Origin of the sequence: Limnobacter sp., assembly GCF_046297615.1 — a bacterium.
Taxonomy (GTDB): domain Bacteria; phylum Pseudomonadota; class Gammaproteobacteria; order Burkholderiales; family Burkholderiaceae_B; genus Limnobacter.
Genome location: NZ_JBKBHM010000001.1, coordinates 543,803 through 570,011, shown reverse-complemented (window position 1 = coordinate 570,011; position 26,209 = coordinate 543,803). Strand labels below are relative to the sequence as shown.

Sequence of the window (26,209 nt, the reverse complement as noted above, 5' to 3'; positions counted from 1 at the left end):
CTGACGTGACCACCACTGCGCTTCAATACAATCCACAGGCTGTTGGCCGGCTGAACTATACGTTCGCCCGGCAAAACCAGTTGCTTTGCCTGCAAGCAGGGCCCACCCAATGGACCGTGGCTTTCGGCGAACGCACGCCGACACAGGCCCTGAACGAGGCCCAACGTGTGGTGGATGTGCCGATTGAATGGGTGTATTGCGAGGATGCACTGTTGCTGGAGCAGACCATCAACCGCGCCTACTCCACCCAGGAAACCAGTGCTGCCGCAGTGGCCGATGAAGTGGCCGGCGACATGGACCTGACCCAATTGATGCAGGATATTCCAGCGGTCGAAGACCTGCTGGAAACCGAGGACGATGCGCCCATCATCCGAATGATCAACGCCTTGCTGACCCAAGCCAGCCGGGACGGTGCCTCAGACATTCACATTGAAGCCTTTGAAACCCACTCCTCGGTGCGGTTTCGCGTTGACGGCACCCTTCGGGACATTCTTCAGCCCCGCCGCGAGTTGCACTCCGCGCTGATCTCCCGAATCAAGATCATGGCCAGCCTGGACATTGCCGAGAAGCGGCTGCCGCAGGATGGTCGAATCACCTTGCGCATCGGTGGCAAACCCATGGATGTGCGCGTCTCCACACTGCCCACCGGCCACGGTGAACGGGCTGTGCTGCGTTTGCTGGACAAAGAAGCGGGGCGGCTTGAACTGGGCAAACTGGGTATGCCCAGGCACACGCTGGATGAAATGGACCGCCTGTGCCGCGCCCCGCACGGCATTGTGCTGGTGACTGGGCCAACCGGGTCGGGTAAAACCACCACGCTGTATGCAGCGCTGTCGCGGATTGACTCAGCCACCACCAACGTGATGACGGTTGAAGACCCGGTTGAATATGACCTGCCCGGTATCAGCCAAACACCCGTCAATCCCAAGATTGACATGACCTTTGCCAAAGCACTGCGTGCCATTTTGCGTCAGGACCCTGATGTCATCATGATCGGGGAAATCCGCGACCTTGAAACTGCGCAAATCGCGGTGCAGGCCTCGCTCACCGGGCACTTGGTGTTGGCGACACTGCACACCAACGATTCCGTTAGCGCGGTGACTCGCTTGGTGGACATGGGGGTTGAGCCTTTTTTGTTGTCATCCAGCCTGCTGGGTGTACTCGCCCAGCGCTTGGTGCGCAGGCTTTGCCCACACTGCAAAACCTCACACACCGACGAGCAGGGCCATGTGCACTGGCAACCGGTGGGTTGCGTACAGTGCGGACACACTGGCTACCTGGGCCGCACCGGGGTGTACGAACTGTTCACGGTGGACGATGCCGTGCGCACGCTGATTCACAATGGCGCGGCTGAAAGCCAGCTTCGGGCTCATGCCTTGAGCCTGGGCATGCAAACCATGCGCAATGACGGTGAACGCTGGGTGCGCACCGGTGAAACCACGCAGGAAGAATTGCTGCGTGTGACGAAGGACTAAACCCCCATGGCCGTGTTCCGTTATGAAGCCATGGATGCCGAGGGCAAGGCCCGCAAGGGTTCACTCGAGGCCGACTCGGCCCGTGCAGCACGTGCCCAGTTGCGCATGCTGGGCATGACCCCCGTGGCGGTGGACGAAATCAACCACACGCCAGCCAACCAGCCGCTTGGGCTGAACGCCCGCTTCAGCCGGGAACTCAGCAGCCGCGATGTGGTGTTGGTGATCCGCCAACTGGCCAGCCTGCTGCAAGCCAGGCTTGCCCTGGCCCAAGCGTTAACTGCACTGATTGACCAAGCCGAAAAACCCTTGCTGCGCGAGCGGCTGAGCAGCATCCGCTCGGATGTAACCGCAGGCACCCCCCTGTCACAGGCCTTGGCCCGTTTCCCCAAAGCCTTTCCGGAACTGGTGGTAGCCACTGTGTCTGCCGGGGAACAAACCGGGGAACTGGGCACAGTGCTGTCACGCTTGGCTGATGCGCTGGAGGCCCGACAAGCCCTGAGCCAGAAAGTGAGTGCTGCGTTCATCTACCCGGCCGTGGTCACTGTGGTGGCCTTGATGGTGGTGATTGGCTTGCTGACCTATGTGGTGCCCCAAGTGGTGGCTGTGTTTGAGAACACCAATCAACAGTTGCCCACCCTGACGGTGGTGATGATCGCACTGTCTGACCTGCTTCGGCACTGGGGCTGGTTGATGGCGTTGGTGCTGCTGGCTGCGGGCTGGCTCTTCAAGCGGGCGCTGGGCAATCCGGCATTCCGGCTTCGCTTCGACACCGCGGTGTTGCGCATTCCTGTGGTGGGGCCCTTTGTAAGGTCGGTGAATACCGCCCGCCTCGCCTCTACCCTGGCCATCCTCGTGGGCAGCGGTGTACCCATGCTGAAGGCGCTGTCTGCAGCCAACCGCACTTTGGGCAACCGGGCCTTGCAAGGGGCCATGGTGGACGTTCAGGAACGCGTGAAAGAAGGCAGTGGCTTGTCCAAGGCCTTGGGCAAGTCCGGTCTGTTCCCACCCGTGCTGACCCACCTGGTGGCCAGCGGCGAGTCGACAGGGCAACTTTCCACCATGCTGGACAGGGCCTCTGAATCACAACGCGCGGAAGTGGAACGCAAGGCCTTGTGGCTGACCAGCCTGCTGGAACCCATTCTCATTCTGGTGATGGGCCTGGTGGTGTTGCTGATTGTGCTGGCCGTGATGATGCCCATCATCGAAGTCAACCAACTGGTTCAGTGAGGGCTGGGGCATGACATCAAGCAGCCCGGTGCGCGTCTGTGTCGTTGATGATGATCAACGCATGCAAGTGGCCCTGAAAGCCATCATCGAAGGCCACCCAGCCCTTCATTGGGTGGGTGGTGCCGCGAATCTGGCTGATGCATACACCCTGGTGGACACACAAAAACCCCACCTGGTGCTTGTGGATTTAGGCCTGCCGGATGGCAATGGCCTTGAGCTGATCGCCCACATTCATTCAGCCCATCTGGAATGCGAGTCCATGGTGTTCACGGTGTTCGGCGACGAGTCCCATGTCATGGCCAGCATTGAAGCGGGGGCTACCGGCTACTTGACCAAAGACACCCGCCCCGAAGACATTGTGGCCCGCCTGCTTCAATTGCATGCAGGTGGCTCGCCCATCAGCCCGGTGATCGCCCGGCGCTTGCTCAGCCGCTTCAGGGCACTGGACACACGCCCCCCTCAAGGCGCTGCGCCAACCACACCGCGTGCTGCTGAAGACACCCCATCAGCCCCCCTGCTGTCAGAGAGGGAGCTTCAAGTGCTGGAAATGGTGGCCAAGGGGTTCATGCAAGCCGAAATCGCCAAGTTGATGGAGGTGTCCATCAACACCATCAGCACCTATGTCAAGCGCATCTACAAGAAGCTGGCTGTGAACACGCGCACTGGCGCTGTGCACAAGGCCAATGAATTGGGACTGATCAATCTGCGGGACATGCAGAAAGACAAGTCCTGACACAGGGGGACAGACATGGCGGCCAGTGCTGAACAAAGCGGGTGGCGCTACCGGGTATTGCGCTTCTACGCGATGGCGATGCTGATGGCCGTTGCCATGGCCAGTTTCTTCCAACATGAAGTGAACCTGGGCACCCCCACCGAGGGCCAGGCGCTGCACATCACCCAGGCCCGCACACTGGTGGCTGCCCACTACCAAAGCACAGTGCCGGCTGCGTTGGCTCAAGCCCCATCGGTCAGCCTGTCGAACCGCATCGACCATCACTTGAACTTCGGTGGCGGCTTTGTGTGGTACCAGTTTGAACTGCATGCACACCCCGACCACGCGTATGAAGCGCTTTACATTCCGCGCCTTGCGATGAATGGCGAGGTGTACCTCAACGGGGAGCTTCTGGAAAACTTCGGCACCATGATGGGCGAGTACGCCGAACGCAACTGGAACCGACCCAAACTGATTCGTCATTTGGGCAGCCGCCTAAAACCTGGGCCCAACACCGTCAGCATTCAAGTGCGGGCCTTTCCCAATTACATCGCAGGCCTGTCAAGCCTTTGGGTGGGCAGCCAAGAGAATCTGCACGAGGCCTTCTTGGCGCGGCAGCGTCTTCAGATTCAGTTCGTGTTCATCAGCACCGCGTTCATGCTCGGTGCGGGCATCGTGCTGTTGCTGGTTCAGGCCATTCAGCGGCGCTTCACCGCGAAAATACTGTTGCTGGCGGCGGCCTGTTTGCTGTGGACCGTGCGTAACCTAGCCTTCCTCACCACCAACCCGCCGCTGGGCCACACCGAATGGGTTCAGTTTGCGCAGGCCGGGCTATTGCTGTTTGGCGGTGTGGTCTTCCGCTTGGTGCTGGACTTCTGCGAGGTACCGCCCAAGCGCTGGGAGCGCAGACTGCGCGCAGCCTACATGCTGAGCTTCCCGGTGTTGCTGCTGAGTCGTTCAGACTGGGCCCTGCAACTGGTGGGCGTGTATGGCTTGCTCGCCTTGCTGGCCTACCTGTGGAGTGTCAGGCTGCTTTGGCAACATGGCAATGCGCGCAGGCAACTGGTTGCCCATGCCCTTGCCTTTGGCCTCTTGTGTTTTACCCTGCTTGGCTTTCTGGATTTCTTCATGCTGATCGGCGAACGCAGTTTTGAAGGCCATTTCCTGACCCAATACATGGGTGTGGTGATGTTCCTCGTGCTGTGCTACTTCCTGATTGACCACTACAACAACCTGATGACCCAAGCCGACCAGTTCAATGACACCTTGAAAGAGCGGCTGTTGGAACAGGAAAAAACCCTCGCCAAACAGTTTGCACTGGTGCAGCAGATGAACGAGGAGCGCGTACAGCTTGCTGAACGGCAACGCCTGATGGCCGACATGCACGATGGCCTTGGTGCCTACCTGGTGGCGGCCTTGCACCAAATGCGCTCGCCGCAGTTTGACCGCGAATCCACCCAGGCCCTCTTGGGCCAGGCATTGCAAGACCTGCAGTTCAACATCGACTCACTTGAGCCTCTGGAGCAGGACCTCACCACCCTGCTGGGCACCTTCCGCTACCGCATGTCGTCGACGCTGAATGCAGCAGACATCGCCTTGACCTGGCGTATTGAGGACCCCATTCCCCCCCTGCCCTACCTCGACCCCAAAAATGCGCTGCAACTGCTGCGCATGCTTCAGGAAATTTTTACCAACATCCTGAAACATGCCCAAGCCAGTGCCATCGACCTTCATGTGTCTTTGGATGGGCACGGCATCACTGTCCAGGTCAGTGACAACGGTGTAGGATTTGACAGGGCGACAAGCCAACCCGGCCGAGGCTTGGGCAACCTCGAACAACGGGCAAAGCAATTGAGAGCAAGCCTGAGTATCGACACGGCATCAGGGCAAGGAACCCGAGTCAGTATCGGCCTGCCGCTTACACTTGAGGACACCACTGCATGAACACCGACAACGCCACGCTGGATGTGGTGCTGATTGAGGACGACCCCAACACACTGGACCACCTTGGCAACATCATCAGCCAATCAAGTCGGCTCAATCTGTTGGGCACAGCCACCACAGCTTCGGATGCACAGTCCCTGCTCTTTATGCAAACACCGCACGTGGCTCTCATCGACCTGGGCTTGCCTGACTCATCGGGCGTGACACTGATCGACTGGCTATCACGCAACAAACCCCAAGTGGAAGTGCTGGTGATTACGGCCTTCGCAGATGACGACCATGTCATCCGCAGCCTTGAAGCGGGCGCCAGTGGCTACCTGCTCAAGGACTACTCGGCCGAGGAATTGGAAGCCCACATTCTTGAAGTGGCCCAAGGCGGCTCGCCCATCAGCCCTCTCATCGCCAGGCAATTGCTCAGCCGAATGCAACCGCGCAGCCCAGCCCAGGCCCCTGCAGCAGGGGCCAGCAATCAAGCCCAAGAAGCGGCCCGCCAACACATGATCACCGACCGCGAGTTGAAGGTCATCCAGCAAGTGGCCAAAGGGTTCACGGTGCCGGAAATTGCAGAACAAATGGGCATCTCCACCCACACCGTGTCCACCCATGTGAAGAGGATTTACCGCAAGCTTCACGTCCACACCCGTGCTGAGGCGGTCTATGAGGCTTCAGTCATCGGCCTTTTGGATTGACATGATTCGGGCTGACCTGAGCCGAATGCCTCGGTTTCAGATTCTCTACGGGCTCATGCTGGCCCTTGCGCTGGGCATCACTGGCTGGGCCGCCTTCTTTGCACCGTTTCCCGCCAGGGGTGATGACGACACCGCCCAATTAGCCACACTGCTGGACCGGGCTGAAGTCACCTTTTCCACCCCCCCGAATATCAGCGCCAATGACCTGCTTGCCGCTGGCACCGGTACCCGAGTCACCCTGCCCAACCAGTGGGACGACATCAACCCCGGGTTTGAAGGGCAAGCATGGTATGTGATCCATTTTGACTTGGACCCCGACAAGCCCACACCCGATTCGGTGTATCTGCCGAAGGTGGTGATGAATGCACAGGTGTATTTGAACGGCATCAAAATCGGCGGTCTGGGGGCTATGGAAGGCGAGCTCACGCGGATGTGGAATCATCCGATGATCATGCCCTTCCCGTCTGAGTTGCTCAAAGCCACTGAGAATGTGATGCTGGTTCAGGTGGCCGGGTATCGGGACTACAACTCCGGTTTGGGGCGGGTGTGGGTTGGGCCCCGCGATGAACTGCAAACGCTTTATCAGATGTCCTACCGTTGGCAGATCACGGGCTCCATGATGGCCACGCTGATTGCGCTGCTGTGCGGCTTGGTTCTGGTGATTTTTTCCAAGGCAGGCCATGCCAACAACGGACTGGTTTTTTTGGGCTTGGCTGTTCTGGATTTCTCAGTCCGGAACTTTGGATTCTTCAACGACTGGGTGCCCTTGGGGCATGACAACTGGGCCACGGTGGTCCGGGTGTCTCACGCTTGGTTTGCCTGCTTGTTCGGTCAGTTCTTGATCCGTTACATGGGTAAACGCTGGGCCCCCTTGCGCTTGGGCCTGTGGTGCTACGCGGCCTGCGTGACGGTATTGACGGTTGTTCTGAATGAACAGGACGCGCTGGCTTACACATTGATACTGATCAGCCCGGTCATGCCCTTCCTGCTGGTGCTCAACATCATGCTGTTGCACCAAGCCTGGCAACAACACAGTGTTGAATCCACCATTCTTGGCTCAAGCACCTTGTTGTTTCTGTTGCTCAGCTTTCGAGACTTGATGGTGGGCGCGGGTTGGCTGCCCAGCGAAACCGTGTTGATGTCCCAGTACAGCGGGATCATGATGTTCTTCAGCGGCTGCTGGGTGTTGCTTCGCCGCTTCAGGTTGATGTACGCCGAGCAGCAAACCATGAACCAGCGGCTGAATGCGCAACTCATGAAACGCGAAGCCCAACTTCTTGAGCAATTCAACACCATTCGCGCCATTGAACAGCAACGCACCAAAGACGAAGAGCGCAGGCGCATCATGCAGGACATTCACGATGGCGTGGGTTCCAGCCTTGTATCCGCGCTCAGTGAAACAGAAAGCCGTTCACTGTCGCAGGAAGAAACCCGGACGGTGCTTCAGGACTGCCTCGACGACCTTCGCATGGCCATCGACTCACTGGACCCACAAAGTGACGATTTGCTGGCCTTGCTGGGGAATTTCCGCTGGCGTTATGAACGACGGCTGAAACTCAGCGGGCTGAGTTTGAGTTGGCAAGTGACTGATGCGCCAACCCTTGTGGACTACAGCTCACGGGATATGTTCGAACTGCTGAGGATTGTTCAGGAAGCATTTGGCAACATTCTGAAGCACGCCAAAGCCAGTCGAATTGTGCTGTCCGTGGTGTGGGACAACACGCAGGATTTACTGACACTGTCGATTCTGGATGACGGGCAAGGCAATCACACCGATCCACAACAGCCCTCACGGGGCCGCGGCCTGGCCCACATGGCCCTAAGGGCCAAAGCCATCGGCTTGGGCCTCAGCCTGGGCCCGGGGCTGAATGGTCAGGGGTTTGGTGTGGTGCTCACCATTCCCCGTCAGCGGGTGCGATAAGCCAACAAGGCCCGCCCTGCACGGCTGGCATAGGGACGGCCCAAGGCTTGAGCAATGGTTTGGCCAGCGTGAATCAAACCAGCCATATTCAACCCGGTTTCATAGCCCATGCCTTCAAGCATGTACACCAAGTCTTCAGTGGCCACATTGCCTGTGGCACCTTTGGCGTAAGGGCAACCACCCAAACCACCAATCGAGCTGTGAAAGGTTCTGACTCCCAGTTCAAGCGCAGCCAAGGTGTTGGCCAGCGCCTGCCCGTAGGTGTCATGAAAATGCCCCGCCACACGACTCAACCCAACAGCGTGACCCACCGCATGAAACACTGCGCGTGTCTGCCCGGGGGTGCCTACACCGATGGTGTCAGCCACGTCGAATTCCATCACCCCGACATCGGCTAGGCGTTGTGCCACTTCAGCCGCCTTGGCTGCGGGCACCGCGCCTTCATAGGGGCAACCCAAGGCGCAGGAAATGGAACCCCGCACATGCATGCCTGCCTGCAAAGCCTGCGCAATCACGGGCTTGAAACGGTCAATACTCTCGGCAATGCTGCAGTTGATGTTTTTCTGTGTGAATGCTTCAGACGCGGCAGTGAACACCACCACCTCATCCACACCCGCCTGCACAGCCAACTCCATGCCCTTCTGGTTGGGCACCAGTGCAGACAGGGCCACCTTGGGGCTCATGCGTTGAGCCTGGCCTTGGGTATTCAACCAAGCCGTCACACCGGCCAACACATCCAAGCCATCGGCCATTTGCGGAACCCACTTGGGCGACACAAAAGCAGCCGCTTCCAGCCGTGAGACGCCCGCCTCAATCAAGTTTTGGCACAGGGCCAACTTGTCTGCGGTTGACACCGGCTGCGGTTCGTTTTGCAGACCATCTCGCGGGCCCACTTCAACCACACTGACACGTCGATCATTCATCGTTGGTCAACTCCACCAATTCGGTGCCCTCGCTCACCTGCTCACCCACCTGATGCGCCACGGCCTTCACCACGCCATCACGGGGTGCATTCAGGGTGTGCTCCATTTTCATGGCCTCCAAACCAACCAAGGCTTGCCCCTTGCGAACCACATCACCCGGTTTCACATGCACGGCAAACACTTTGCCCGGCATGGGGGCACGCACGCCCTGGCCGTCGTGGCCGCTGTCGGCTTTCAAGTGGGCAGGGTTCAACCACAACCACTGGACGGCCTCGCCTTGCGCGTGCAACCAAAGCAGGTCGCCTTGCCAGAACAAATCCAGCGGCACTGGCTGCTTGTTGTCCATCAGTTGGGCCTCAACGCGGATCAACCCACCTTGTGCACGTACACGGCAGTCGAGTACATCGTGGGTGAATGGCTGAGGTGTACTGGCATTCGGCCCCTGCACAGTGCCGGTCACAGACAACTGTTCATACCGGGCGCCCGAAGCGCGTACATGGCTACGCACCGTGAATGTGTCGTCCTGCTGCTGCCAGGCATCCACACGCATCAGGGGTACCGACGAGGCAAACCCGTCAGCGAGAGTCATCGGGTCGCTGGTGTTCAGGCTGGCGGACTCGTGCGTGTGCCGGGCCCAACGCGCCAGCCCTGCGGCGGCAGCACACAGGGTTGGCGAAAGGGATGCACGGGCTTGTTCAGGGCTCATGGTATCAATCAGGCGGGTGTCATACCCGCCATCCAAAAAGCCTGGGTGGCGACACAAACGCCGCAGCCAAGCAATGTTGTTCTTCACACCCACACAGCGAATCTCGCCCAAGGCTTGGGTCATCAGGCTCACGGCTTGAGCCCGGTCGGGCGCCCACACAATCAGTTTGCCCACCATGGGGTCGTAGAAGGGTGTCGCCGACAGGCCAGATTGCATGGCCCCATCCAGCCGAACCACCGGGGCATTGCCAGCCCGCTGGTGGGTGAAGTGGCTGGCCTGCGGCGCTTCCCACACCGCCACCTGGCCAATGGCCGGCAGAAACCCCTGGTCAGGGTTTTCTGCATACAAACGGGCCTCCAGCGCATGGCCCTCAATGCGAATGTCAGCCTGCTTCACCGGCAGGGCTTGGCCCTGTGCAATACGCAGTTGCCATTCAACCAAGTCGTGGCCTGCAATCATTTCGGTGACTGGGTGCTCCACCTGCAAACGGGTATTCATTTCCATGAAGTAAAAAGCACCGTTGGCATCCAGCAAGAATTCCACGGTGCCTGCACCCACATAGTTCACGGCCTTGGCCACTTTGACGGCGGTCTCGCCCAAGGCCAGTCGCAACTGCGGCGACAAACCATGGGCCGGGGCCTCTTCAATCACTTTTTGGTGGCGGCGCTGCGCGGAACAATCACGCTCAAACACATGCACCACATTGCCGTGGGTGTCGCCAAACACCTGCACTTCCACGTGGCGCGGCCCAACAATCTGTTTCTCCAGCATCACGGTGGCATCACCAAAGGCATTAGCGGCCTCACGCTGGCAACTGGCCAACGCCTGGGGCAATTCATCGGCGTTGTTGACGCATCGAATGCCCTTGCCACCACCACCGGCCACGGCCTTGATCATCAGCGGAAAACCGATGGTTTGAGCCTCTCGCAGCAAGGTGTCCAGTGTTTGGTCGGCACCGAAGTAACCCGGAATCAAAGGCACACCCGCAGCCTGCACACAGGCCTTGGCTTCGCTTTTGCTCCCCATCACCCGGATGGCATGCACACTGGGGCCGACAAACACCAGGCCCGCATCCGCGCAAGCCTGTGCAAACGCTGCATTCTCGGACAGAAAGCCATAACCCGGGTGCACCGCTTGCGCACCAGTCGCTTTTGCGGCCTGAATAATGCGCTCAATGTTCAGGTAGGTGTCCGCCGCGCTGGTGCCGGGCAAAGCCACGGCTTGGTCACACTCCTTCACGTGCAATGCGTGACTGTCGGCCTCGGAATACACCGCCACCGTGTTCAGGCCCATGGCCTTGGCTGTGCGGTGAATGCGGCGGGCTATCTCGCCCCGGTTGGCGATGAGCAAAGTGGTAATCATGGTCCCCGATTATTGTGATGTGTTTTGGCTTGAGTATAGCGCCTGCACAGCCGCCAGTTCGGCCAGCTCAGGCGCCAATCACCCACAGGGCTGACCAAGCCAGTACCACAATCACCCCAACAGCCACTGCGCCGGTCAGCAAGCCCAACAACACCGCCAAGCCATCCCGCCCCATCAGGCCCAAGCCCAGAAAGATGAGGGCCACCGCAGGCGCGCCATTGCCAAAGGGTATGGGCAAAAAAATGATGAAGGCCATCAGCGCCACAAAAGGCACCATCCACACCCGGGTGGCCGGGCCGGTGAGCATGCCCAAGCGGGGGCGACTGAAGCGGGCGGCCTGGGTGTAGATCCACTTGAGGGTATTGATCATGCGGCGCGCAGTAGCCGGGGGCATGGTGACCTTGCACACCGCTTGCGGCAAGCCATGGCTGTGGTCGTCTTTCCACATCATCCATGCCACGGCAAACAGACCAAAAGAAAAGGCAAGCCCGGAAAACGGCACCGGCAAAATGGTGAGCACCGACAAAAACACCAGCATGGCACCGTGTGCCGATTGGCCATGCAAATCGGCCAGTTCTCCGATGGACACCTTGTCATCCTGAATGCGGTCAACCGCTGCTTGCATTCGGTCCAACAGGTCTTGCATCACGCCTCCACAGCTTTGCTTGCGCTCCATTGTATAGGCAGAGGAAGACCAGCCTGTGACAAGGCCACCGTTCACAGGCCAGTTTGCAGCCAGCGGGCAGACAACACCGCCTGCACAGGGGCGTCGAGCGCCTCAGTGGTCTTCAGGCTCAAGGCCAGCACCCTGGGGTTGCCGGGGCTGGCCCAACGCGCCACGGCCATGTTCATCCGCCCCATCTGCTCGGACCGCCCCAGCTTCTCCTGCCACAGGCCCAGCCGCTTTGGGCTGGGCACGGCTTTGGCCCACCGGGCAAACACCTGTTGCACGTCGCTGGCCGAGGCATCAGGCGTGTGCACCCAGCATTGATCGCCAGTTTGCGTAAGCGTCAGGATGAAACGGCCATGGCGGCTGGGCACCAGCCATGAGGATGCGGGCCCGGTTCGGTTGTCCCCCAGCACAGCGGGTGTGGGTACGGTGATGAAAGGCTGCAGTTGCTGGCGCAAACCGGGCACATTGCCCATGTAACGCACACACAGGGCTGAGTAAGTGGCCACCAAAGCCTCGGCTTGGGCCTTCACGTTCACCGGGATGACGTTGGCGGACACCCCAGGGGCAGTGCCCATCAGCAAGGCACCACACAACGCAATATTGACCGTCACTGGAAATTTCACACATCCTCCACCGCCCATTCGGGATGCCCATGGGTGTGGAAGAACGCGGGCAGAGTTCCGGGCCTAGCCCAGGCCGCGGTCCCAGAATTTCGGTTTCGGGGGTGGCCCTTTCACGCCAGCCCTGGGTTTGAGCTGGGTTCGCAACAGCCGAACCCACACATCAAAATAACGCTGCAGCACATCCACACGGTTCATCAGGTGGTGGTCGGCAGCCATGCCACGAATCACCCACTGGGTAAGCAGCATCAAGTCTTCAGGGCTTTCAGAGCGGGCGCGTGGCTCGAAATAATGCTGGGTGGCGGTCAACAGCATGTCCAGAAACGACACCCCGAGGCGCTTCATCAGGGCGAGCAACTCGGGGTCGGTCCGGCTGGCGGTGAGCATTTCCTGAAACAGAGAGAACTCGGTACTGGCCACCAAACGGTCAAACGCCGACTGCAACAACACATCCAGCCGATCTTCCGCGTCGATCATGGAGGCGATGGTGTTACCCAACTCGCGGTACAGCATGCGGGTGAAATGTTCCACCGTGGCTTCAATCAGCGACGCCTTGGTCGGGAAGTGGTGCAGAAATGCCCCCCGCGACGCGCGTGAACGCTCCACGATTCGGGTGACTGTGGTGCCCACGTACCCCTCTTGTGCAATGCAGTGCATGGTGGCCTCAATCAGCCTCAAACGCATCTGGTCGCTGCGCTCTTCCTGCGTCCGGCGCGCCTCTTCAGGCAAATGATCAAGGGTGTTGCGTTGCATGAAACAGGTCAGGGTAGTCTATTTTTTAGAAGGTTAACTCAAATTGAGCCGGTTGACAGAAACGCAAAGCACAGCCATAAATCGATTAACAGTACGTTCGTACTGTAACTACAATTCAGACAGACCACAACAATGACAAGGCAATGTGCGCATTGCCAGCAAGGAGTAGAGCCCGTGAACGCGAATGTGTCTTCCTACAACGTAAAGCCCATGATTCCCCGCACCCTGTTCAATGCGGACCATGAGGATTTTCGCAAGACCGCCCGCCGCTTTTTTGAAGAAGAAGTGGTTCCCCACCTGGACCGCTTTGAAGAGCAGCAACACATCGACCGCAAACTGTGGAACCGCGCCGGGGAACTCGGCCTGCTGTGCGCCACCATGCCCGAACAATACGGCGGCTCCGGTGTCGACCGCACATTCAGCACCATCCTGCTGGAAGAACAAGCGCGCGCAGGCGACTCCGCCTCGGGTTTTGGCCTGCACTCCGACATCGTGGCCAACTACATCAACAACTTCGGCAATCAAGCGCAGAAGCAAGCGTGGCTGCCCCGCATGGCCAGCGGTGAAGTGGTGTCTGCGATCGCCATGACCGAGCCCGGCACAGGCTCGGACCTGCAAGGCATCAAAACCACCGCCGTGGACAAAGGCGACCATTACCTCGTCAACGGTTCGAAAATTTTCATCACCAACGGCTACCTGTGCGACATGGCTGTGGTGGCCGTCAAAACCGGGCCGGAAGACATGGGTGCGGCCAGCGTATCCCTCTTGATCATGGATGCCCACGCCCCAGGCTTCACCAAAGGCAAACCCCTGAAGAAAGTCGGGATGCGCGGCCAAGACACCTGCGAGCTGTTCTTCAACGACGTGAAAGTGCCCAAGGCCAACCTGTTGGGCGCCGAAGGCATGGGCTTTCCCATGCTGATGCGCGAACTGGCCTGGGAACGCTTGATGATCGCGATCATCTGCACCGCCTCCGCCGAATACGCGCTGAACCACACGGTTGATTACGTGAAGAACCGCAAAGCTTTTGGCAAACCCGTGTCCAGCTTCCAGAACACCCGTTTCAAACTGGCTGAAATTCGCTCGGAAATTCAGATTGCCCGCGTGTTCACCGACCGCTGCATTGAAGAATGCCTGAAAGACAAACTGACCGTGGAAGCCGCCTGTGCAGCCAAGTACTGGGTGTCCGACATGTGCAGCAAAGTGGTGGACGAATGCGTGCAATTGCACGGTGGCTACGGCTACATGCTGGAGTACCCGATTGCGCGGGCCTACATCGACACACGAGCCAACCGCATTTATGCGGGCACCAACGAGATCATGAAAGAACTGATCTCCCGTTCAGTCTGATCCACACCCGACACCGCAGGGGGCGCGATGACCACCGCATCAACAGCAGACACCAGTCGCAAACGCCCCACCGGAGAATCGGTGGGCATCCCCCCGCGGCGCATCAGCTTCCCGCATGGCGAACTGAACCGCTACTTCTGCGGCAACAACCCGTTCGCCTCGCATGCGGTGAGTTTACTCAGCGGCGTATTCCCTGAGGGTGAACGGTTCTTCATGGATTCCGTGAAGCACTACCGCCAACAGATCACCGACCCGGTGTTGCAAGCCAAAGTCTCGGGGTTTATCGGGCAGGAAGCCTTGCACGGCAGGGAACATGACCGGCTGAACGATCAACTTCGCACCTTGGGCATTCCGGTTGGGTATGCCGAACGGGCCGTGCGAATTGGCCTGTGGCCCCTGCGGCGCTTGTCGCCCCTGATGCAACTGGCCTGCACCACGGTGATGGAAGACTTCACCGCTGCACTGGCTGAAAGCCTGCTGCGCAACCCAGAGTTTCAAGCCCAAGTGCACCCGGCGAACCGGGGCATTTGGCTGTGGCATTGCGTGGAAGAACTGGAACACAAATCAGTGGCCTTCAGCGTGTACAAACAGGTTGGCGGCACCGACCGCCGCCGCCGTGTGGCAGTGGGCTTGGTGCTGGCCGCCTTGCTGCCCACTTTTGCCGTGGCCTTGGCCTGCATGCTGGCGCGTGAAGGGTCCCTGTTCAAACGGGGCATGTACAAAGAAGGCTTCGGCCTGATTTTCGGGCGCTACGGCCTGATGAACCGCGTACCCAAAATCTTCAAACACTCCCTCAAGGATGGCTTTCACCCCGAGCAACACGATACCCGTGCGCTGGAAGAGGCATGGCGGCAGGCCCTGTTTGGTGAACAAGGAAGCCTGACAGCCCACATGGCTTAAGTGCTGCGCTTGGGCAGATACTCAAGCTGCACCTTGTGCCAGGGCGCCAGACACACCAGCGTGAACAGGCCACCGCACAGGGCCATGAACATGTCGGATTGTGTGTCCCAGGGGTCGCCCTGCGTGCCCAGAAACTCCTCAGCCCCCTGCCCCAAAGCCAAGGCCGCGCCCCACTCCACCAGCTCATAGGTGGCGCTGATGGCCAACACCACACACAGCACCAAAAAGGCCAACATTCGCCCGCCACGCACAAATTGCCCACGCACCAGAATTTCACGGGCGGCCAAAGCCGGCACCATGCCCTGGAAGAAATGACCGATTTTGTCGTAAGGATTGCGGGACAAACCGAAGAAGTCTTGCAACTCAAACCCCAAAGGGACACGCGCATAGGTGTAGGCACCGCCCAGCATCAACACCGCCCCGTGAAGCCCCACCAAGACCAACAACAAGGTGGTGAGCGGGAAACGCTCACGCGTCAGCCACAACACCGGGGCCACCAACAACACCGGGGCCACCTCCATCAACCATGTCAAGCGGTCGTAGGGCGCGAGGCCTGAGGCGAGCAACATGACGCACCAAGCGATCAACAGCGTGCCGAGTGATTTTGTATAGGTCATTCTTGGTCCTTGGGGTCGACAGTGGTAGAGGACAAAGGCGGCAAACGGGTTTTACCCCAGCGGCGCTCTAACGCCCCAGATGCAGCCGCCTTCATTAGCGCCTGAAAGCTCGGACATTGCGCATGATGAGGGGCCGGGCACTGCGCGGCATGCTTGAGCCCTTTACTCATCGCCTTCAGTCTCAAGACCTGCCGATCAATGTCAGCCGCCTTTTCGGCCAGCATCTGCCGGTCGATATTGGGCTCACCGTTGGGTGACAGCATCGTCTGAATCTCATCCAGAGACAAGCCTGCGGCTTGACCCAGTGCAATCATCGACAACTGATCCAACACAGCAGGTGCAAAACGCCGTCGCTGGCCCTTTTCCGACAGCGAGACGATCAACCCCTTCTCTTCATAGTAGCGAAGTGCGGACGCAGGCATACCCGACCGCCGACTGACTTCAGAAATATCCATCAAACCCCTTGACCTCAAGTTGACTTGAACTTCTATAGTGATCGCAAATGCCCCATCGGGTCAACGAACAAGGAGAGATTCAAGATGAAAATCACACTGATTGCGCAACACACCGCGATCATCGGCCTGGCCGCTACGGCATTGATGGACATCTGGTTGATTGGCCTTAAACGGGCCGGAATACCCACCATGAACTTTGGCCTGCTGGGCCGCTGGGTGGGGCATCTCTTCAAAGGGAGAGCCTTGCACACCCAAATCAGCAAGAGCCCAGCTGTTGCTGGTGAACTGATACTCGGTTGGCTGACCCATTACCTGACCGGCCTGTTGTTTGCAGCCACATTAATAATGTTTGCGGGTGAAGGTTGGCTGATCAGCCCAACACCGTTGGCAGCTATGGCCACGGGCATTACCACCGTGCTGTGCCCATGGCTTTTGATGCAACCGGCGATGGGCCTGGGCTTCGCTGCGTCAAAAACACCGGCGCCCTTGGGCAACGCATTGCGCAACCTGATTAACCACACCGTGTTTGGGTTTGGCCTTTACATCGGTGGCCTTCTCTCTAACAGGCTTATGGGATGAGCCTTTACGTCACCCCCCCACTTTCAAAACAAGGAGTCATGATGCTTCCACAACGATTCAGCAACATTCTTTTTTCATTCATTCTCTCGGGATTGATGTCACTGTTGGTATCTGGTGTGTCCACAGCCCGTGCCTTGGGCATTAACCCAGAGTTGCCGGGCCAATGGATTCATGCGTGGTTGCCGGCTTGGGCCTTGGCATTTCCTACGGTTATGCTGCTGGTGCCGGTCGTCAGAAAGACTGTGGCTGCGCTGACGTCAACACGCTGAGAGAACGCGGGGAATGATATGGGCTAAGTACGAAAAAGGGATTCAAACGTACAAAGCCCACACCATCACCAACTAAGCCAACTCGACTGGCATGTCTTTAGGGGATCGCCATGAGACCCGAATGTACTCCCCCGCCACAAGCCCTTGGTCTCTATAGAACTCGAATAGCTCTGCAGGTGACCAGCCGGGACCAACTGAGAATCCGATTCGGTTCTTTCTAAGCGTATCGAATAACTTCGATTGCTGATCCCGATCATCAAAATCCAACTAGTGAATATTTGAATCAGAATGTCGGGCATTCTGACTCAAAAGAAACTCAGTACCGCAGTCGCTCAAACTTACAACTCTCAGAGAATTATGAGCAACATCAGCCAGGAAACCATGGACAGTTATCACGGTACGACCCCTACGGTTGAAATAGTTCCCACCCCTAGACCATCTATCGATGAAATTGAATCTACGACCATCTCTGGCGCACCGCCTGGAAGATGATTTCCCGCTCCCAAAAAGAATCGATTACCCTCCAAGGGACTGCGCGGCGATCGGATCTGAACATCACTAATCTCCCTAATTTTAAAACCCGAGGATAGTGAACCTGGCTCCAGACCAAACGCAGACTCCAGAGTACTTGCTCGCTCCATTGATACAACTCTGGGCAGATTCAAGGCCTGAAACAACAGTACCAGTGGCTCTAGGTTTCGGTAATTTCCCCTGTAGGTCGTCTCTGAACCCTTCCAGACGATGCAACAGCAACGTCTCGGTCATTCGAGTACGAAAACCTTAAATTCTGAAGGGTTCTTTAGTGAAAATCTGCCTGCGTCGATATCAACAATCACGTTGTAGCATGCGCAGGATTCAGCATGGACAGGAATTGACCTTACTTTAGAGTTACAAAGCGTACAGAGGTACCAAACATCTGGTCCCACCGGAGGGGAATCTATTCTGTAGTTCTCGATAAATCGTATGCTCATCTGCGCTCCAAATTTTTCTTATTGACCAGGAAATGTTCTCTGAATGAGTTGCAGATGGCCGCTGTCTAAATGCTTCTGTATGGGCATCGGTAACTCGTGTTGAATTCCCCCACCAATCTCACCAAAGTAAGATGCTGCTGGACTGCTTGGAACGTCTGGGATTTCTCTCACCACTCTATACACAGATAAAGGTTTTTGATCTGTACCAGGAGGTAATGCCCTTTGAAGCCTCAGATTCCGTCCTATATGGTGGGTGCAAGCTCGTTACCCAGCATGTGGGGTACCCCTCGGGCCATTGAATGTACAAATGTGACGATTGGGGAGGTATAGCTAGGGTCTCAATCGAACAAATTTGTCACAAGGAACCCTACCTTAAAACTTTCCATAGATAATCTAAATGTGCGCTAATTTCAGTGTTGATCCGGGCCCTTTCCTTCGCATCGTCACTCCAGACAAAAAGCTCAGATAATCCGGCGTGGGGAGTCAGCATAGAGTGGAACTCTGATTTGAGCAATTTCAAACCATCGTCGTAACCCAAATCATTTTTTTGTATTGCGTCAATTATTTCACAGCACTGACTGAGGCCAGTTACCAGATACTTTTCATCCTCTTGCCTAGATACCGCAAGAAGACTTTGAAAGGATTTCAAGAGATCGGCCAGTACGGAACTCATCTTGGCTGGACCTCTGAGATGACCTTGAAACCCTTAATTTTCCATGGTTCAAAAACAAAGGTGTGCATCATACTTCGATCACCAAAATCGGGCCTGATTGAGCCCCAACGGATCTTCAGAAACAGTGGTCCCCGGCACTTGTAACCTATGCCACCTCAACCGGCATGTTTGCGCTGCGCTGGGCGTACTCAAGGTTGTCGACAGGACTCAAAAAGCAGCGCACTCAACTTGAACAATTCATCATTCTCAGCAACAAGTGGTACCCCGTTTTTGTACAAGACGACGTCGTTTAACGAACCCATACCACCAAACAGAGATAGTATCTTCGATGCAGCGTCACTCGGCTCTGCGTGCATTTCACACCTAAGCTCTTCGAGGAGATTTGCCCAGTCGTTGGCGCCGCCGTCACGAAGAAGATCAATCATTTGCAGTAGCACAGCATCAGTTTTTTGCACATTCTTCATCGTAGTGGACTCGAACTCATCACTTGAACTCCGTCAATTTTCCACGGCGTAGGAACAACAATTTGTTGTGTACCTCCGACAAAGAATCCGCCTTGACTACCAACTTCTCCGACGTAAACCTCCGTACCAGCCGGAATTTTGACAGCAAATGATGAATCAATCGGCGACTTTGCGCCAGTTGGCCACGATGGCAAAACAGCTTTATCGATGCGGGTCTGCAAAACCCCAGTTGGTTGTTCCAAACTGAAAAATTGACCTAGAGGTTGATCAACAGTGCCAGCCCGATAGAGAACAATGTCATGGTCCAAGACTATGGAGTTATATCTACCGCCAGCAAAGGTACCTGCTAAATGATCTCGCAAAGGTCCAGGGTCAATAGCGGAGAAGGTACCAGTTACCCTACCGAGACTGTGCCCCCCTATCTCGTGCCTACCTTCCTTACACGTCAACCCCCACGGATCCACCCACGTCATCGGGTTGGGCACGTACTGGTACAGGTTCAATCCACCCGCAAGGCCGATCGGGTCCTGGCTGATGAATTGCCCGCAGTCGGGGTCGTAGTACCGATGGCGGTTGTAGTGCAAGCCGCTTTCTTCGTCCAAGTATTGCCCCGCAAAGCGCAGTCGGCAAGTGCTTAACCCGACAGGCTGCACCGCCAGGTTGCCATAGGCTTTGAAACGGGCTTGCCACACCAGTTGCCCTTGGGCATTGGTCAATTCTCGCGGGGTGCCCAGGTGGTCGGTGTGAATGTGCTCCACCTGCCCGTCCACCACTTGTGCCAAGGGGGTGAAGGTGCCGGGCTTGAACAGGTAGCTGGTGGTGTGCGTGGCCTGCTGCTCTGCCAGCAGTACATCGCCATTCCAGATGAACCTTGTTTCCTGAACGGACTCTGCCCCTGCCAGGCCTTTGCACACCACTTTGCCGATGCGCCGGCCCAGTGGGTCATAGCGGTACAGGGCTGCGGTGTTCTGTTGCGGTTGCCCTTCGACATACACTTTCAGGCTCACCAATTGAGCCTGGGCGTTGTAGTGCAAATCGGTGCGTTTCTTGCCGCTCTGCACCTGTACGCGTTGGCCCAATGCGTTGTAACGGTACTGCTGGCCTTGCTGGTTCAGCAGCCGGTTGCCAGGGCTTTGCATGGGCCTTCGGGCGTTGGGGCTGGCTGGCGGTGGCAAGCTGCCCCTGTCTAACGCCTGCTCGGCATTCGGTCCACTGAGTGCTTCCAGCAGGTTGCTGGCGGGGTCAAACAGGAAGGCCTCCGGCGTTGGACCCTGAATGTGGGTCAGCCGGTGGGTGGGGTCGTAATGGAACCGGCTGGAGCCATGCAGGCTGTCGTCCAGCCGCACCAGTTGGCCCACGGTGTTGTAATGGTATCGTCGGCTGAACTCGGCCTTGTTCCCAATGCCCAGGCCGTGTTTGTGTTGTACATGCTGCGTGCGCTGTGCAATCAACCTGCCTTGCGGGTCGTGCTGCAACAGGGTTTCCAAACCATTGCCCAACAGGCTTCGCACTTCTCGGCCCGCAGGGTCGTGCTCAAACTGGGCAATCAATTGTTGGTTGCGCAGCACCTGGCTGACTTGCCCTGTGGCACTCAATTCCAGTTCATGCACCTCATCCAGGCCCGGGCCTTGGGCGTGCAGGCGAACCGGGGCACCGGCCGCATCGTAGTCACGGTGCAGGTGGTATTGCGCATTCGCAAGGCCTTGGGGGCTGGGCCCGCGCAGCGTGATCCATTCATCGATGGGCTGGCCCAACGCGTTGTAGGCCCAGCACAGTTCGCTGTGGGCATTGCTGGCGGTGTGCAGGTGGCCCAGCGGGGTGTAGTGGTACTCGGCCCAGTCTTGCCCCGCCTGCTGCCGGTGCAAACGGCCCAGCGCGTCGCGTTGCATGTGAGTGCTGACCAAGGGCTGATCAGGCCACTGAAGCGGGCCACTGCCGTGCCGGTGGGCCAGCGGAGTGCCGTAATCATGGCGGGCCAGCACATGGCCCATGGGGTTGTGGCTGTAGGTTTGCAAACGCCCATCAAACCCTTCTTCGCGAATCAGCCGTTCGTTCAGGTCATAGGTGAAACGGGCGGTGTCGCCATTTTCATTGGTGAGCCACACCAAATTGCGCTCGGTGTCATAGCAATACAGCCTGCGTTGCCCCAAGGGGTTGATGCGTGCGGTGGGTTGTGAAAGCCCATGCGCGTATTCGTACCGTGTAACCTGCCCTTGTGCGTCGGTCACGCTGGCCAGTACACCCAAGGGGGCGTATTCGTAGCGGGTGGTTTGTCCTTGGGCATTGGTGATGGCCGTGCAGCGGCCAGCCAAGTCGTAGCCGTAGCGTGTGGTTTGGCCCAGCGGGTCGGTGACGCTGGCCAGTTGGCCCCACACATCGTAATGCGCCACTTGGCGGGCACCGCCCGGCCCTTCAACCGCCAGCAATGCGCCATCGGCGTCGGTCAGTTGACGGGTTCGTCGGCCTGTGGGGTCAAGCACACTGGCCACTTGCCCATGGGCGTTGTATTGAAGGGTGCGCACATGCCCCAAGGGGTTGGTGTGGCGCACCATGTGGCCTTGCTTGTCGTACTGAAAGCGGTGTGTATGGCCTTCAGGGTCGGTGACCGCCGTGCATTGCCCGCGTGCGTCGTAGGTCCACCGCGTGGCATGGCCCAGTGGGTCAGTGGCTTGGGCCAACTGCCCCTGTTCGGTCCACTCCCAATGCCATTGGGCACCGGTGGGTGCCGTGGTCTGAATGCGCTGGCCCAAGGCGTTGTACCGGTGGGTGGTGACATGGCCCAGCGGGTCGCTGTGCCAAACCGGCAAGCCCAGTTCATTGAACCGCCAGGCGTTGCAGGCGCCCCGGCTGTCAATGACGGCATGGCTGCCATCCGGGCGGGCCCATTCAAAGCGGTACAGGTAGGTGGCTTGCCCATCAACCGGGTCGCCCCACTGGCGTGTACAGCGGTGGTGAAATTCACCGGGCAGTTGTGCCCACTCAAAGTGAATGGTGTATCCACTCTTGAGTGTCCGCTGGGCCAAACGGTGGTCGGTGTAGCGGTAGTGCTCCGCGTGGCCGCAGGGGTCGGCGGCGCTGGCCAGGTCGCCATCAGTGCTGTGGGTGTAGGTGGCCAGGCTTCGGCTTTGCACCGGGGCCTGGGCCAACTGCTCATCCGCGTTGTGGCGTGCCAGTTGAACCACCCGTTTCAGCAGGCCATCGTCACCATGTTCAAACTGGTAGGTGTAACTGCCGTTGCGCACGCGGTGCAGGGTTGGCACCGCCCCCCCCTGGGCGGGCGCATAGTCCACACACAAGCGGTGGCCGCTGGGGTGTTCAATGGCTTCAAGCAGGGCCAGTGTGGTGCCGCGGGCTGCTGGGCTTTGGGCCAAGGCGCTGAAGTGCCATGTCAACCCAAGGCCGTGTCGTGGGCGCAGGGTGTAGGTTGTTGGGCCTGTGCGCTGTAGAACGGTTTGCTCAACCGTGTGCACACACCGCTGCCCCACTTGCAGGGGCGTGAAGTCAATGCTGCGGCCCTCGCCATCAATCAGGCTCAAACCATGAGCCTGAATACGCAGATGGGTGGACAATGGGTGGAACCATCCCGCCCCCAAGGCACTGCCCATGCCCTCTTCGGCCGCTTTGCTGGCGTAGCTTCGAACAAAGGGCAAATCAATCAGGCCCTTGATCCTGAAGTCCTCGAACTGTAGCAACTCTTCACCGTTGATCAAGCTGACGGGTTCGCCACCGGTGGTGTTGTCCCGCGCAGCGGGGCCACTGCGGCCCTTGCTCTCTGTGTTGCTGGGGGTGGTGCGGGTGGCGGAGGGTTCAGGCGCTTTGTCGCCTGCCGCTTTGCGGGCGTTACTGGGCGAGGTGGGTGCTTTCTTGGGTTCCGGCAAACGCCGGGCCGCTTCGGCAATGCGCTGTTCCAAGGCACGTGCAAACCGGGCCATGTGGCGAATCAACCTGGCGGTAAATGGCCCTACACGCGCTGCCAGCCGGGCACCGGCCACCACCAAGGTGGCCCCGGCAGTGGCCAAGGCCAACAGCACTTCAATGCCGATTTCCACAACCGCTTGGGCGCCCGCCTTCAGCCGGTTCAGGTGGGCTGAGCTTTCGGTGTACCCATCAAGAAATTCCCACAGCGCCTGGCGCAAGGTGGAATCACTGCCAATCACGGTGAGCAGACGGGTGCCCTCCTTAACCGCTGCAATCACCTCTTCAGCGGTGTGGTACACGCCCATGCCTGCTTTGAGCAAGGCCTGTTGAATGGCCTTGAACTGCCCCCGCACCGCCATTTCCAGACCATTGACCGCCACTTTGAACGCCTGCCCGGCGAAGGTGAGGGTGGCCCGCACAATGTCCCACAAGCCGCCCAAAAAACTGGCGGCTGCGTTGTAAGCCCCTTCAGCCAATGCACCGGCTTCTTGCAGCAATTGGCCAATGCGGCTGCGGCTGTCGAAATCAAGGTGCTGAAGGCGCTGCTGGCCCCAGCGCGCCATGAGGATACTGGCCATTTCCACGAGGGCATGGCCCCGCTCAAACTCGGCGCTGCCTTCGGTGTGTGCCATCAGGGACTGAGCACTGGCCCAATACAAGCTGGCCGGGTTGCGTAGGCCTTCGGTCACTTCGCGCGTCAGCGGTAGTTTGACGACTTGCAACTGGCTGGTGAACACTGCACGGCCCATGCGGCCATGCTGGCTAGCCATCCAGTCGGCGCGGTAGGTTTGCCGATTGGCCAGGCCAAAGTGGGTTAGAACGTCGTAATCTAGGCTGTGGCCGGTGCCAATGCCTGTGAAGCGGCTGGCCAGCACAGCATCCAGTTCGGCGTCATTGACCGACTCACGATGCAAGACCAGCCAGGCTGGCAGGCGTGTGGCCTGCTCCAGAAACAACCAGAAATTGCCATTCAGGGCCACGCCCAAGGCGGGTTTGACTGTTTGACCCGGCACCGGGTAGACCTGTGTGAACATTGCAGCCCAAGCGCAGACGCCAAAAGCCTCAACGCTAGCTGCATGCGGGTCATTCAACCAATTGCATCACCCGGGCAAGGGATCAGGGGGATGGCAAGTTGCGCAATGTCGTGACTGCCCACTGCGCGGCGGGGTCGTCAAAGTTGTTGATGTGCACTGGCCCAAGCCGGGCCATGATCTTGTCGTACTCTTTGACCTTGGCCTCGGTCATGTCGGGGTCGAGGTCGGTGGGCACCCAGGGGTGCAGGTAGTACACCTTCTCGATTTTGGCCTGCAACAGTTCTTTGGCGCAGCCAAAGCAGGGTTGCATGGTGGTGTAAATGGTGGCCCCTTCCACGGAAATTCCAAAGCGGGCTGCGGCCAGCAGGGCATTTTGTTCGGCGTGAACACAAATGCACAAGTCGTAACCCGTGCCTGACTTGAACCGCCCACCCGGGTTCTGGCAACGCAGGCAGCCACCATCCAGGCAATTGGGCATGCCTTCGGGCACACCGTTGTAGCCGGTAGAAATCACCCGGTTGTTTTTGACGATGACGGCGGCCACCCTGTTGCCTGTGCAATTGGCTTTGCGTCGAACAGCCAAGGCGATGCCCATGTAGTAATCGTCAGTTTCCGGTGGGCGTTGTGGGTCCAGTCTCATGAGGTGTGCAGTGCTGTGGGCCTGTGTGGCAGGGTACCACAGCAAGGCTGCGCAAGCCGAGCCGCACGGCATCAGGGTTGAATGCGCGGCGTGCTGTTGATCACGTTCACAACCGGGAACCCGGCCTGTTGCTTGATGCGTTCAATGCCCTGCGCAATCCACTGCAATTGCTCGAGCGCGTCACGCGCCTGTGGGGTACTGGGGGCTGTTTGCTGGGCCAGGTCCAGCAGCACTTGGGTCAGCAAACCCAGTTGTTTGCCGTAGCTTGCCAGCGCAAAGGCTTGTTCTTCAATGTCGCCCCGGCCTGCAGCCGGGTTGATGCCTTTGAAAAACCAGCTGATGTCTGGATCAATCTGCTGGGCCACTGCGCCACTCCAGGGCAGGTGCAGCGTAGGCGCCCACATGAAAAACCATGGAAACATGAGAACCCCGTTTGAAGGTGAAAACAGCCCGTACCATGACATGTGCAGGCTCGGGATGCACCACCGGGGTTCGGTCAGCCCAGCCTTACTGGGCCCACTGGGGTTTGCGCTTTTGCATGAAAGCCATCATGCCTTCGGCGGCCTCAGAACTGGCGCGCACCTTCACCAAGCGCATGGCGACATCGTGGTGGGTGTCATCTGCGGTGATGTCCATGCGGCTGACATCGCGCACCAGGGTTTTACATTCGGCCATGGCCAAGGGGGCACAACTGTCCAACTCAGCCAGAATGGCATCCAGCCGTTGATCGAGGTCGGCAGGCTCGCACAGCTCATGCACCATGCCCATGTTGAAGGCCTGTTCGGCGGAGAAGCTTTCGCCAGTGACGAAGTATCTGCGCGCCGCCTGCACCCCCATCGCTTGAACCACATAAGGGCTGATGGTGGCGGGAATCAAACCGCGCTTGACTTCCGGCAAACCAAACTTCACGTTGCGGCTGGCCACCAAAATGTCGCTGGCTGACACCAGCCCCATGGCCCCGGCAAAACACAAGCCGTGCACGCGGGCCACCACGGGCTTGGGGCATTCGGCAATGGTGCGGAACAGGCTGCTCAGCGTAAGCCCGCCCTGCTGGTTACTGCTGGCTTGTTGGGCCTGCTGCATCATGTAGGCCAAGTCGGCCCCGGAACAGAATGCATCGCCGTTGGCCGCCAACACAATGGCGCGGGTATCAGCGTCCTGCCCCAAGCGCTGAAATGCCTCAACCAAGGCGTGAATCATTTCGCCATTCATGGCGTTTTTGACTTCAGGCCGGTTCAGCGTCAGCCACGCAAATTTGCCACGGCGTTCTTCTACAACAGGGCTGCTGCTCATGGGTTGTCATCCTCCACCCTCTGCATTGGGGTGTTGTTGGT

24 protein-coding genes are annotated in these 26,209 nt (G+C 58.5%); 10 read left to right on the top strand and 14 right to left on the bottom strand.

The window, feature by feature from the left end; translation table 11 throughout:
- Nucleotides 1-5: 5 nt before the first annotated feature.
- Genes gspE through ACK4FF_RS02550 form a run of 6 tightly spaced genes read left to right on the top strand, consistent with a single transcriptional unit; the run spans nucleotide 6 to nucleotide 7,968 of the window.
- On the top strand, nucleotides 6-1,475 hold the full coding sequence (gene gspE, locus ACK4FF_RS02575; RefSeq protein ID WP_409704278.1) for a type II secretion system ATPase GspE: 1,470 nt from the start codon (nucleotides 6-8) through the stop codon (nucleotides 1,473-1,475).
- Nucleotides 1,476-1,481: 6 nt separating this feature from the next.
- Entirely contained in the window at nucleotides 1,482-2,702 is a 1,221-nt protein-coding gene (gspF, locus tag ACK4FF_RS02570) for a type II secretion system inner membrane protein GspF (protein WP_409704276.1), read from the top strand.
- A gap of 10 nt (nucleotides 2,703-2,712) precedes the next feature.
- Nucleotides 2,713-3,435, top strand: coding sequence for a response regulator (locus ACK4FF_RS02565; RefSeq protein ID WP_409704274.1), 723 nt, complete (start codon nucleotides 2,713-2,715; stop codon nucleotides 3,433-3,435).
- A 15-nt stretch (nucleotides 3,436-3,450) separates the two neighbouring features.
- Nucleotides 3,451-5,358, top strand: coding sequence for a sensor histidine kinase (locus ACK4FF_RS02560; protein ID WP_409704272.1), 1,908 nt, complete (start codon nucleotides 3,451-3,453; stop codon nucleotides 5,356-5,358).
- Nucleotides 5,355-6,047, top strand: a complete 693-nt coding sequence (locus ACK4FF_RS02555) for a response regulator (RefSeq protein WP_409704270.1) — start codon at nucleotides 5,355-5,357, stop codon at nucleotides 6,045-6,047. Before ACK4FF_RS02560 ends, ACK4FF_RS02555 begins: the two co-directional genes overlap by 4 nt.
- Nucleotides 6,016-7,968, top strand: coding sequence for a hypothetical protein (locus ACK4FF_RS02550; protein ID WP_409704268.1), 1,953 nt, complete (start codon nucleotides 6,016-6,018; stop codon nucleotides 7,966-7,968). The genes ACK4FF_RS02555 and ACK4FF_RS02550 overlap by 32 nt, the downstream gene beginning before the upstream one ends.
- Here the strand turns inward: ACK4FF_RS02550 and ACK4FF_RS02545 are convergent.
- The 5 genes from ACK4FF_RS02545 to ACK4FF_RS02525 all read right to left on the bottom strand — a co-directional run bounded on the left by ACK4FF_RS02545 (nucleotide 7,953) and on the right by ACK4FF_RS02525 (nucleotide 13,005).
- Nucleotides 7,953-8,891, bottom strand: a complete 939-nt coding sequence (locus ACK4FF_RS02545; protein ID WP_409704266.1) for a hydroxymethylglutaryl-CoA lyase — start codon at nucleotides 8,889-8,891, stop codon at nucleotides 7,953-7,955. The genes ACK4FF_RS02550 and ACK4FF_RS02545 overlap by 16 nt on opposite strands.
- Nucleotides 8,884-10,959 carry an acetyl/propionyl/methylcrotonyl-CoA carboxylase subunit alpha gene (locus tag ACK4FF_RS02540; protein WP_409704264.1) on the bottom strand — a complete coding sequence of 692 codons (2,076 nt, stop codon included), beginning with the start codon at nucleotides 10,957-10,959 and terminating at the stop codon, nucleotides 8,884-8,886. Before ACK4FF_RS02540 ends, ACK4FF_RS02545 begins: the two co-directional genes overlap by 8 nt.
- 67 nt (nucleotides 10,960-11,026) lie before the next feature.
- Complete coding sequence (locus tag ACK4FF_RS02535; RefSeq protein WP_409704262.1) at nucleotides 11,027-11,605, bottom strand: exopolysaccharide biosynthesis protein; 579 nt, start codon at nucleotides 11,603-11,605, stop codon at nucleotides 11,027-11,029.
- 71 nt (nucleotides 11,606-11,676) lie between these two features.
- Entirely contained in the window at nucleotides 11,677-12,255 is a 579-nt protein-coding gene (locus ACK4FF_RS02530) for an NMCC_0638 family (lipo)protein (protein WP_409704260.1), read from the bottom strand.
- Between the two features lie 63 nt (nucleotides 12,256-12,318).
- Complete coding sequence (locus ACK4FF_RS02525; RefSeq protein ID WP_409704258.1) at nucleotides 12,319-13,005, bottom strand: TetR/AcrR family transcriptional regulator; 687 nt, start codon at nucleotides 13,003-13,005, stop codon at nucleotides 12,319-12,321.
- A 210-nt stretch (nucleotides 13,006-13,215) separates the two neighbouring features.
- Here ACK4FF_RS02525 and ACK4FF_RS02520 point away from each other — a divergent pair, with 210 nt between their 5' ends.
- Nucleotides 13,216-14,355, top strand: coding sequence for an acyl-CoA dehydrogenase family protein (locus ACK4FF_RS02520; protein ID WP_409704839.1), 1,140 nt, complete (start codon nucleotides 13,216-13,218; stop codon nucleotides 14,353-14,355).
- A 27-nt stretch (nucleotides 14,356-14,382) separates the two neighbouring features.
- On the top strand, nucleotides 14,383-15,255 hold the full coding sequence (locus ACK4FF_RS02515; protein WP_409704256.1) for a metal-dependent hydrolase: 873 nt from the start codon (nucleotides 14,383-14,385) through the stop codon (nucleotides 15,253-15,255).
- On the opposite strand, the gene ACK4FF_RS02510 is transcribed toward ACK4FF_RS02515, so the two are convergent.
- A complete protein-coding gene (locus ACK4FF_RS02510) occupies nucleotides 15,252-15,872 on the bottom strand; it encodes a DUF2238 domain-containing protein (protein WP_409704254.1) in 621 nt (206 codons plus the stop codon). The genes ACK4FF_RS02515 and ACK4FF_RS02510 overlap by 4 nt on opposite strands.
- Nucleotides 15,869-16,327: a helix-turn-helix domain-containing protein gene (locus ACK4FF_RS02505; protein WP_409704252.1), complete on the bottom strand. Its 459-nt coding sequence runs from the start codon at nucleotides 16,325-16,327 to the stop codon at nucleotides 15,869-15,871. The genes ACK4FF_RS02510 and ACK4FF_RS02505 overlap by 4 nt, the downstream gene beginning before the upstream one ends.
- A gap of 84 nt (nucleotides 16,328-16,411) precedes the next feature.
- On the opposite strand from ACK4FF_RS02505, the gene ACK4FF_RS02500 reads away from it, so the two are divergent.
- The gene (locus ACK4FF_RS02500; RefSeq protein WP_409704250.1) at nucleotides 16,412-16,906 is read left to right on the top strand and encodes a DUF2938 domain-containing protein; all 495 of its coding nucleotides are present in this window, start codon (nucleotides 16,412-16,414) and stop codon (nucleotides 16,904-16,906) included.
- Entirely contained in the window at nucleotides 16,903-17,175 is a 273-nt protein-coding gene (locus tag ACK4FF_RS02495; protein ID WP_409704248.1) for a DUF2798 domain-containing protein, read from the top strand. Before ACK4FF_RS02500 ends, ACK4FF_RS02495 begins: the two co-directional genes overlap by 4 nt.
- Before the next feature lie 989 nt (nucleotides 17,176-18,164).
- On the opposite strand, the gene ACK4FF_RS02490 is transcribed toward ACK4FF_RS02495, so the two are convergent.
- The 7 genes from ACK4FF_RS02490 to ACK4FF_RS02460 all read right to left on the bottom strand — a co-directional run bounded on the left by ACK4FF_RS02490 (nucleotide 18,165) and on the right by ACK4FF_RS02460 (nucleotide 26,168).
- Complete coding sequence (locus tag ACK4FF_RS02490; protein WP_409704837.1) at nucleotides 18,165-18,380, bottom strand: TNT domain-containing protein; 216 nt, start codon at nucleotides 18,378-18,380, stop codon at nucleotides 18,165-18,167.
- A gap of 133 nt (nucleotides 18,381-18,513) precedes the next feature.
- Complete coding sequence (locus tag ACK4FF_RS02485) at nucleotides 18,514-18,819, bottom strand: hypothetical protein (protein ID WP_409704246.1); 306 nt, start codon at nucleotides 18,817-18,819, stop codon at nucleotides 18,514-18,516.
- Nucleotides 18,820-19,007: 188 nt separating this feature from the next.
- Nucleotides 19,008-19,283: a DUF6966 domain-containing protein gene (locus ACK4FF_RS02480; RefSeq protein WP_409704244.1), complete on the bottom strand. Its 276-nt coding sequence runs from the start codon at nucleotides 19,281-19,283 to the stop codon at nucleotides 19,008-19,010.
- The gene (locus ACK4FF_RS02475) at nucleotides 19,280-24,235 is read right to left on the bottom strand and encodes an RHS repeat-associated core domain-containing protein (RefSeq protein WP_409704242.1); all 4,956 of its coding nucleotides are present in this window, start codon (nucleotides 24,233-24,235) and stop codon (nucleotides 19,280-19,282) included. Before ACK4FF_RS02475 ends, ACK4FF_RS02480 begins: the two co-directional genes overlap by 4 nt.
- 82 nt (nucleotides 24,236-24,317) lie before the next feature.
- Nucleotides 24,318-24,875, bottom strand: a complete 558-nt coding sequence (locus ACK4FF_RS02470; RefSeq protein WP_409704240.1) for a deoxycytidylate deaminase — start codon at nucleotides 24,873-24,875, stop codon at nucleotides 24,318-24,320.
- 71 nt (nucleotides 24,876-24,946) lie between these two features.
- Nucleotides 24,947-25,297 (bottom strand): hypothetical protein, encoded by a 351-nt coding sequence (locus tag ACK4FF_RS02465; RefSeq protein WP_409704238.1) that lies wholly within the window; start codon nucleotides 25,295-25,297, stop codon nucleotides 24,947-24,949.
- Nucleotides 25,298-25,382: 85 nt separating this feature from the next.
- A complete protein-coding gene (locus ACK4FF_RS02460) occupies nucleotides 25,383-26,168 on the bottom strand; it encodes an enoyl-CoA hydratase-related protein (RefSeq protein WP_409704236.1) in 786 nt (261 codons plus the stop codon).
- Nucleotides 26,169-26,209 lie beyond the last annotated feature (41 nt).

Coding starts and splice junctions, on each gene's coding strand:
- ACK4FF_RS02525 (WP_409704258.1), bottom strand. CDS start 13,005: ATGCAACGCAACACCCTTGATCATTTGCCTGAAGAGGCGCGCCGGACG.
- ACK4FF_RS02460 (WP_409704236.1), bottom strand. CDS start 26,168: ATGAGCAGCAGCCCTGTTGTAGAAGAACGCCGTGGCAAATTTGCGTGG.
- ACK4FF_RS02475 (WP_409704242.1), bottom strand. CDS start 24,235: ATGTTCACACAGGTCTACCCGGTGCCGGGTCAAACAGTCAAACCCGCC.
- ACK4FF_RS02515 (WP_409704256.1), top strand. CDS start 14,383: ATGACCACCGCATCAACAGCAGACACCAGTCGCAAACGCCCCACCGGA.
- ACK4FF_RS02555 (WP_409704270.1), top strand. CDS start 5,355: ATGAACACCGACAACGCCACGCTGGATGTGGTGCTGATTGAGGACGAC.
- ACK4FF_RS02565 (WP_409704274.1), top strand. CDS start 2,713: ATGACATCAAGCAGCCCGGTGCGCGTCTGTGTCGTTGATGATGATCAA.
- ACK4FF_RS02505 (WP_409704252.1), bottom strand. CDS start 16,327: ATGGATATTTCTGAAGTCAGTCGGCGGTCGGGTATGCCTGCGTCCGCA.
- ACK4FF_RS02535 (WP_409704262.1), bottom strand. CDS start 11,605: ATGCAAGACCTGTTGGACCGAATGCAAGCAGCGGTTGACCGCATTCAG.
- ACK4FF_RS02470 (WP_409704240.1), bottom strand. CDS start 24,875: ATGAGACTGGACCCACAACGCCCACCGGAAACTGACGATTACTACATG.
- gspF (WP_409704276.1), top strand. CDS start 1,482: ATGGCCGTGTTCCGTTATGAAGCCATGGATGCCGAGGGCAAGGCCCGC.
- ACK4FF_RS02485 (WP_409704246.1), bottom strand. CDS start 18,819: ATGAGTTCCGTACTGGCCGATCTCTTGAAATCCTTTCAAAGTCTTCTT.
- ACK4FF_RS02540 (WP_409704264.1), bottom strand. CDS start 10,959: ATGATTACCACTTTGCTCATCGCCAACCGGGGCGAGATAGCCCGCCGC.
- ACK4FF_RS02520 (WP_409704839.1), top strand. CDS start 13,216: ATGATTCCCCGCACCCTGTTCAATGCGGACCATGAGGATTTTCGCAAG.
- ACK4FF_RS02560 (WP_409704272.1), top strand. CDS start 3,451: ATGGCGGCCAGTGCTGAACAAAGCGGGTGGCGCTACCGGGTATTGCGC.
- ACK4FF_RS02550 (WP_409704268.1), top strand. CDS start 6,016: ATGAGGCTTCAGTCATCGGCCTTTTGGATTGACATGATTCGGGCTGAC.
- ACK4FF_RS02495 (WP_409704248.1), top strand. CDS start 16,903: ATGAGCCTTTACGTCACCCCCCCACTTTCAAAACAAGGAGTCATGATG.
- ACK4FF_RS02545 (WP_409704266.1), bottom strand. CDS start 8,891: ATGAATGATCGACGTGTCAGTGTGGTTGAAGTGGGCCCGCGAGATGGT.
- ACK4FF_RS02500 (WP_409704250.1), top strand. CDS start 16,412: ATGAAAATCACACTGATTGCGCAACACACCGCGATCATCGGCCTGGCC.
- ACK4FF_RS02465 (WP_409704238.1), bottom strand. CDS start 25,297: ATGTTTCCATGGTTTTTCATGTGGGCGCCTACGCTGCACCTGCCCTGG.
- ACK4FF_RS02510 (WP_409704254.1), bottom strand. CDS start 15,872: ATGACCTATACAAAATCACTCGGCACGCTGTTGATCGCTTGGTGCGTC.
- ACK4FF_RS02480 (WP_409704244.1), bottom strand. CDS start 19,283: ATGAAGAATGTGCAAAAAACTGATGCTGTGCTACTGCAAATGATTGAT.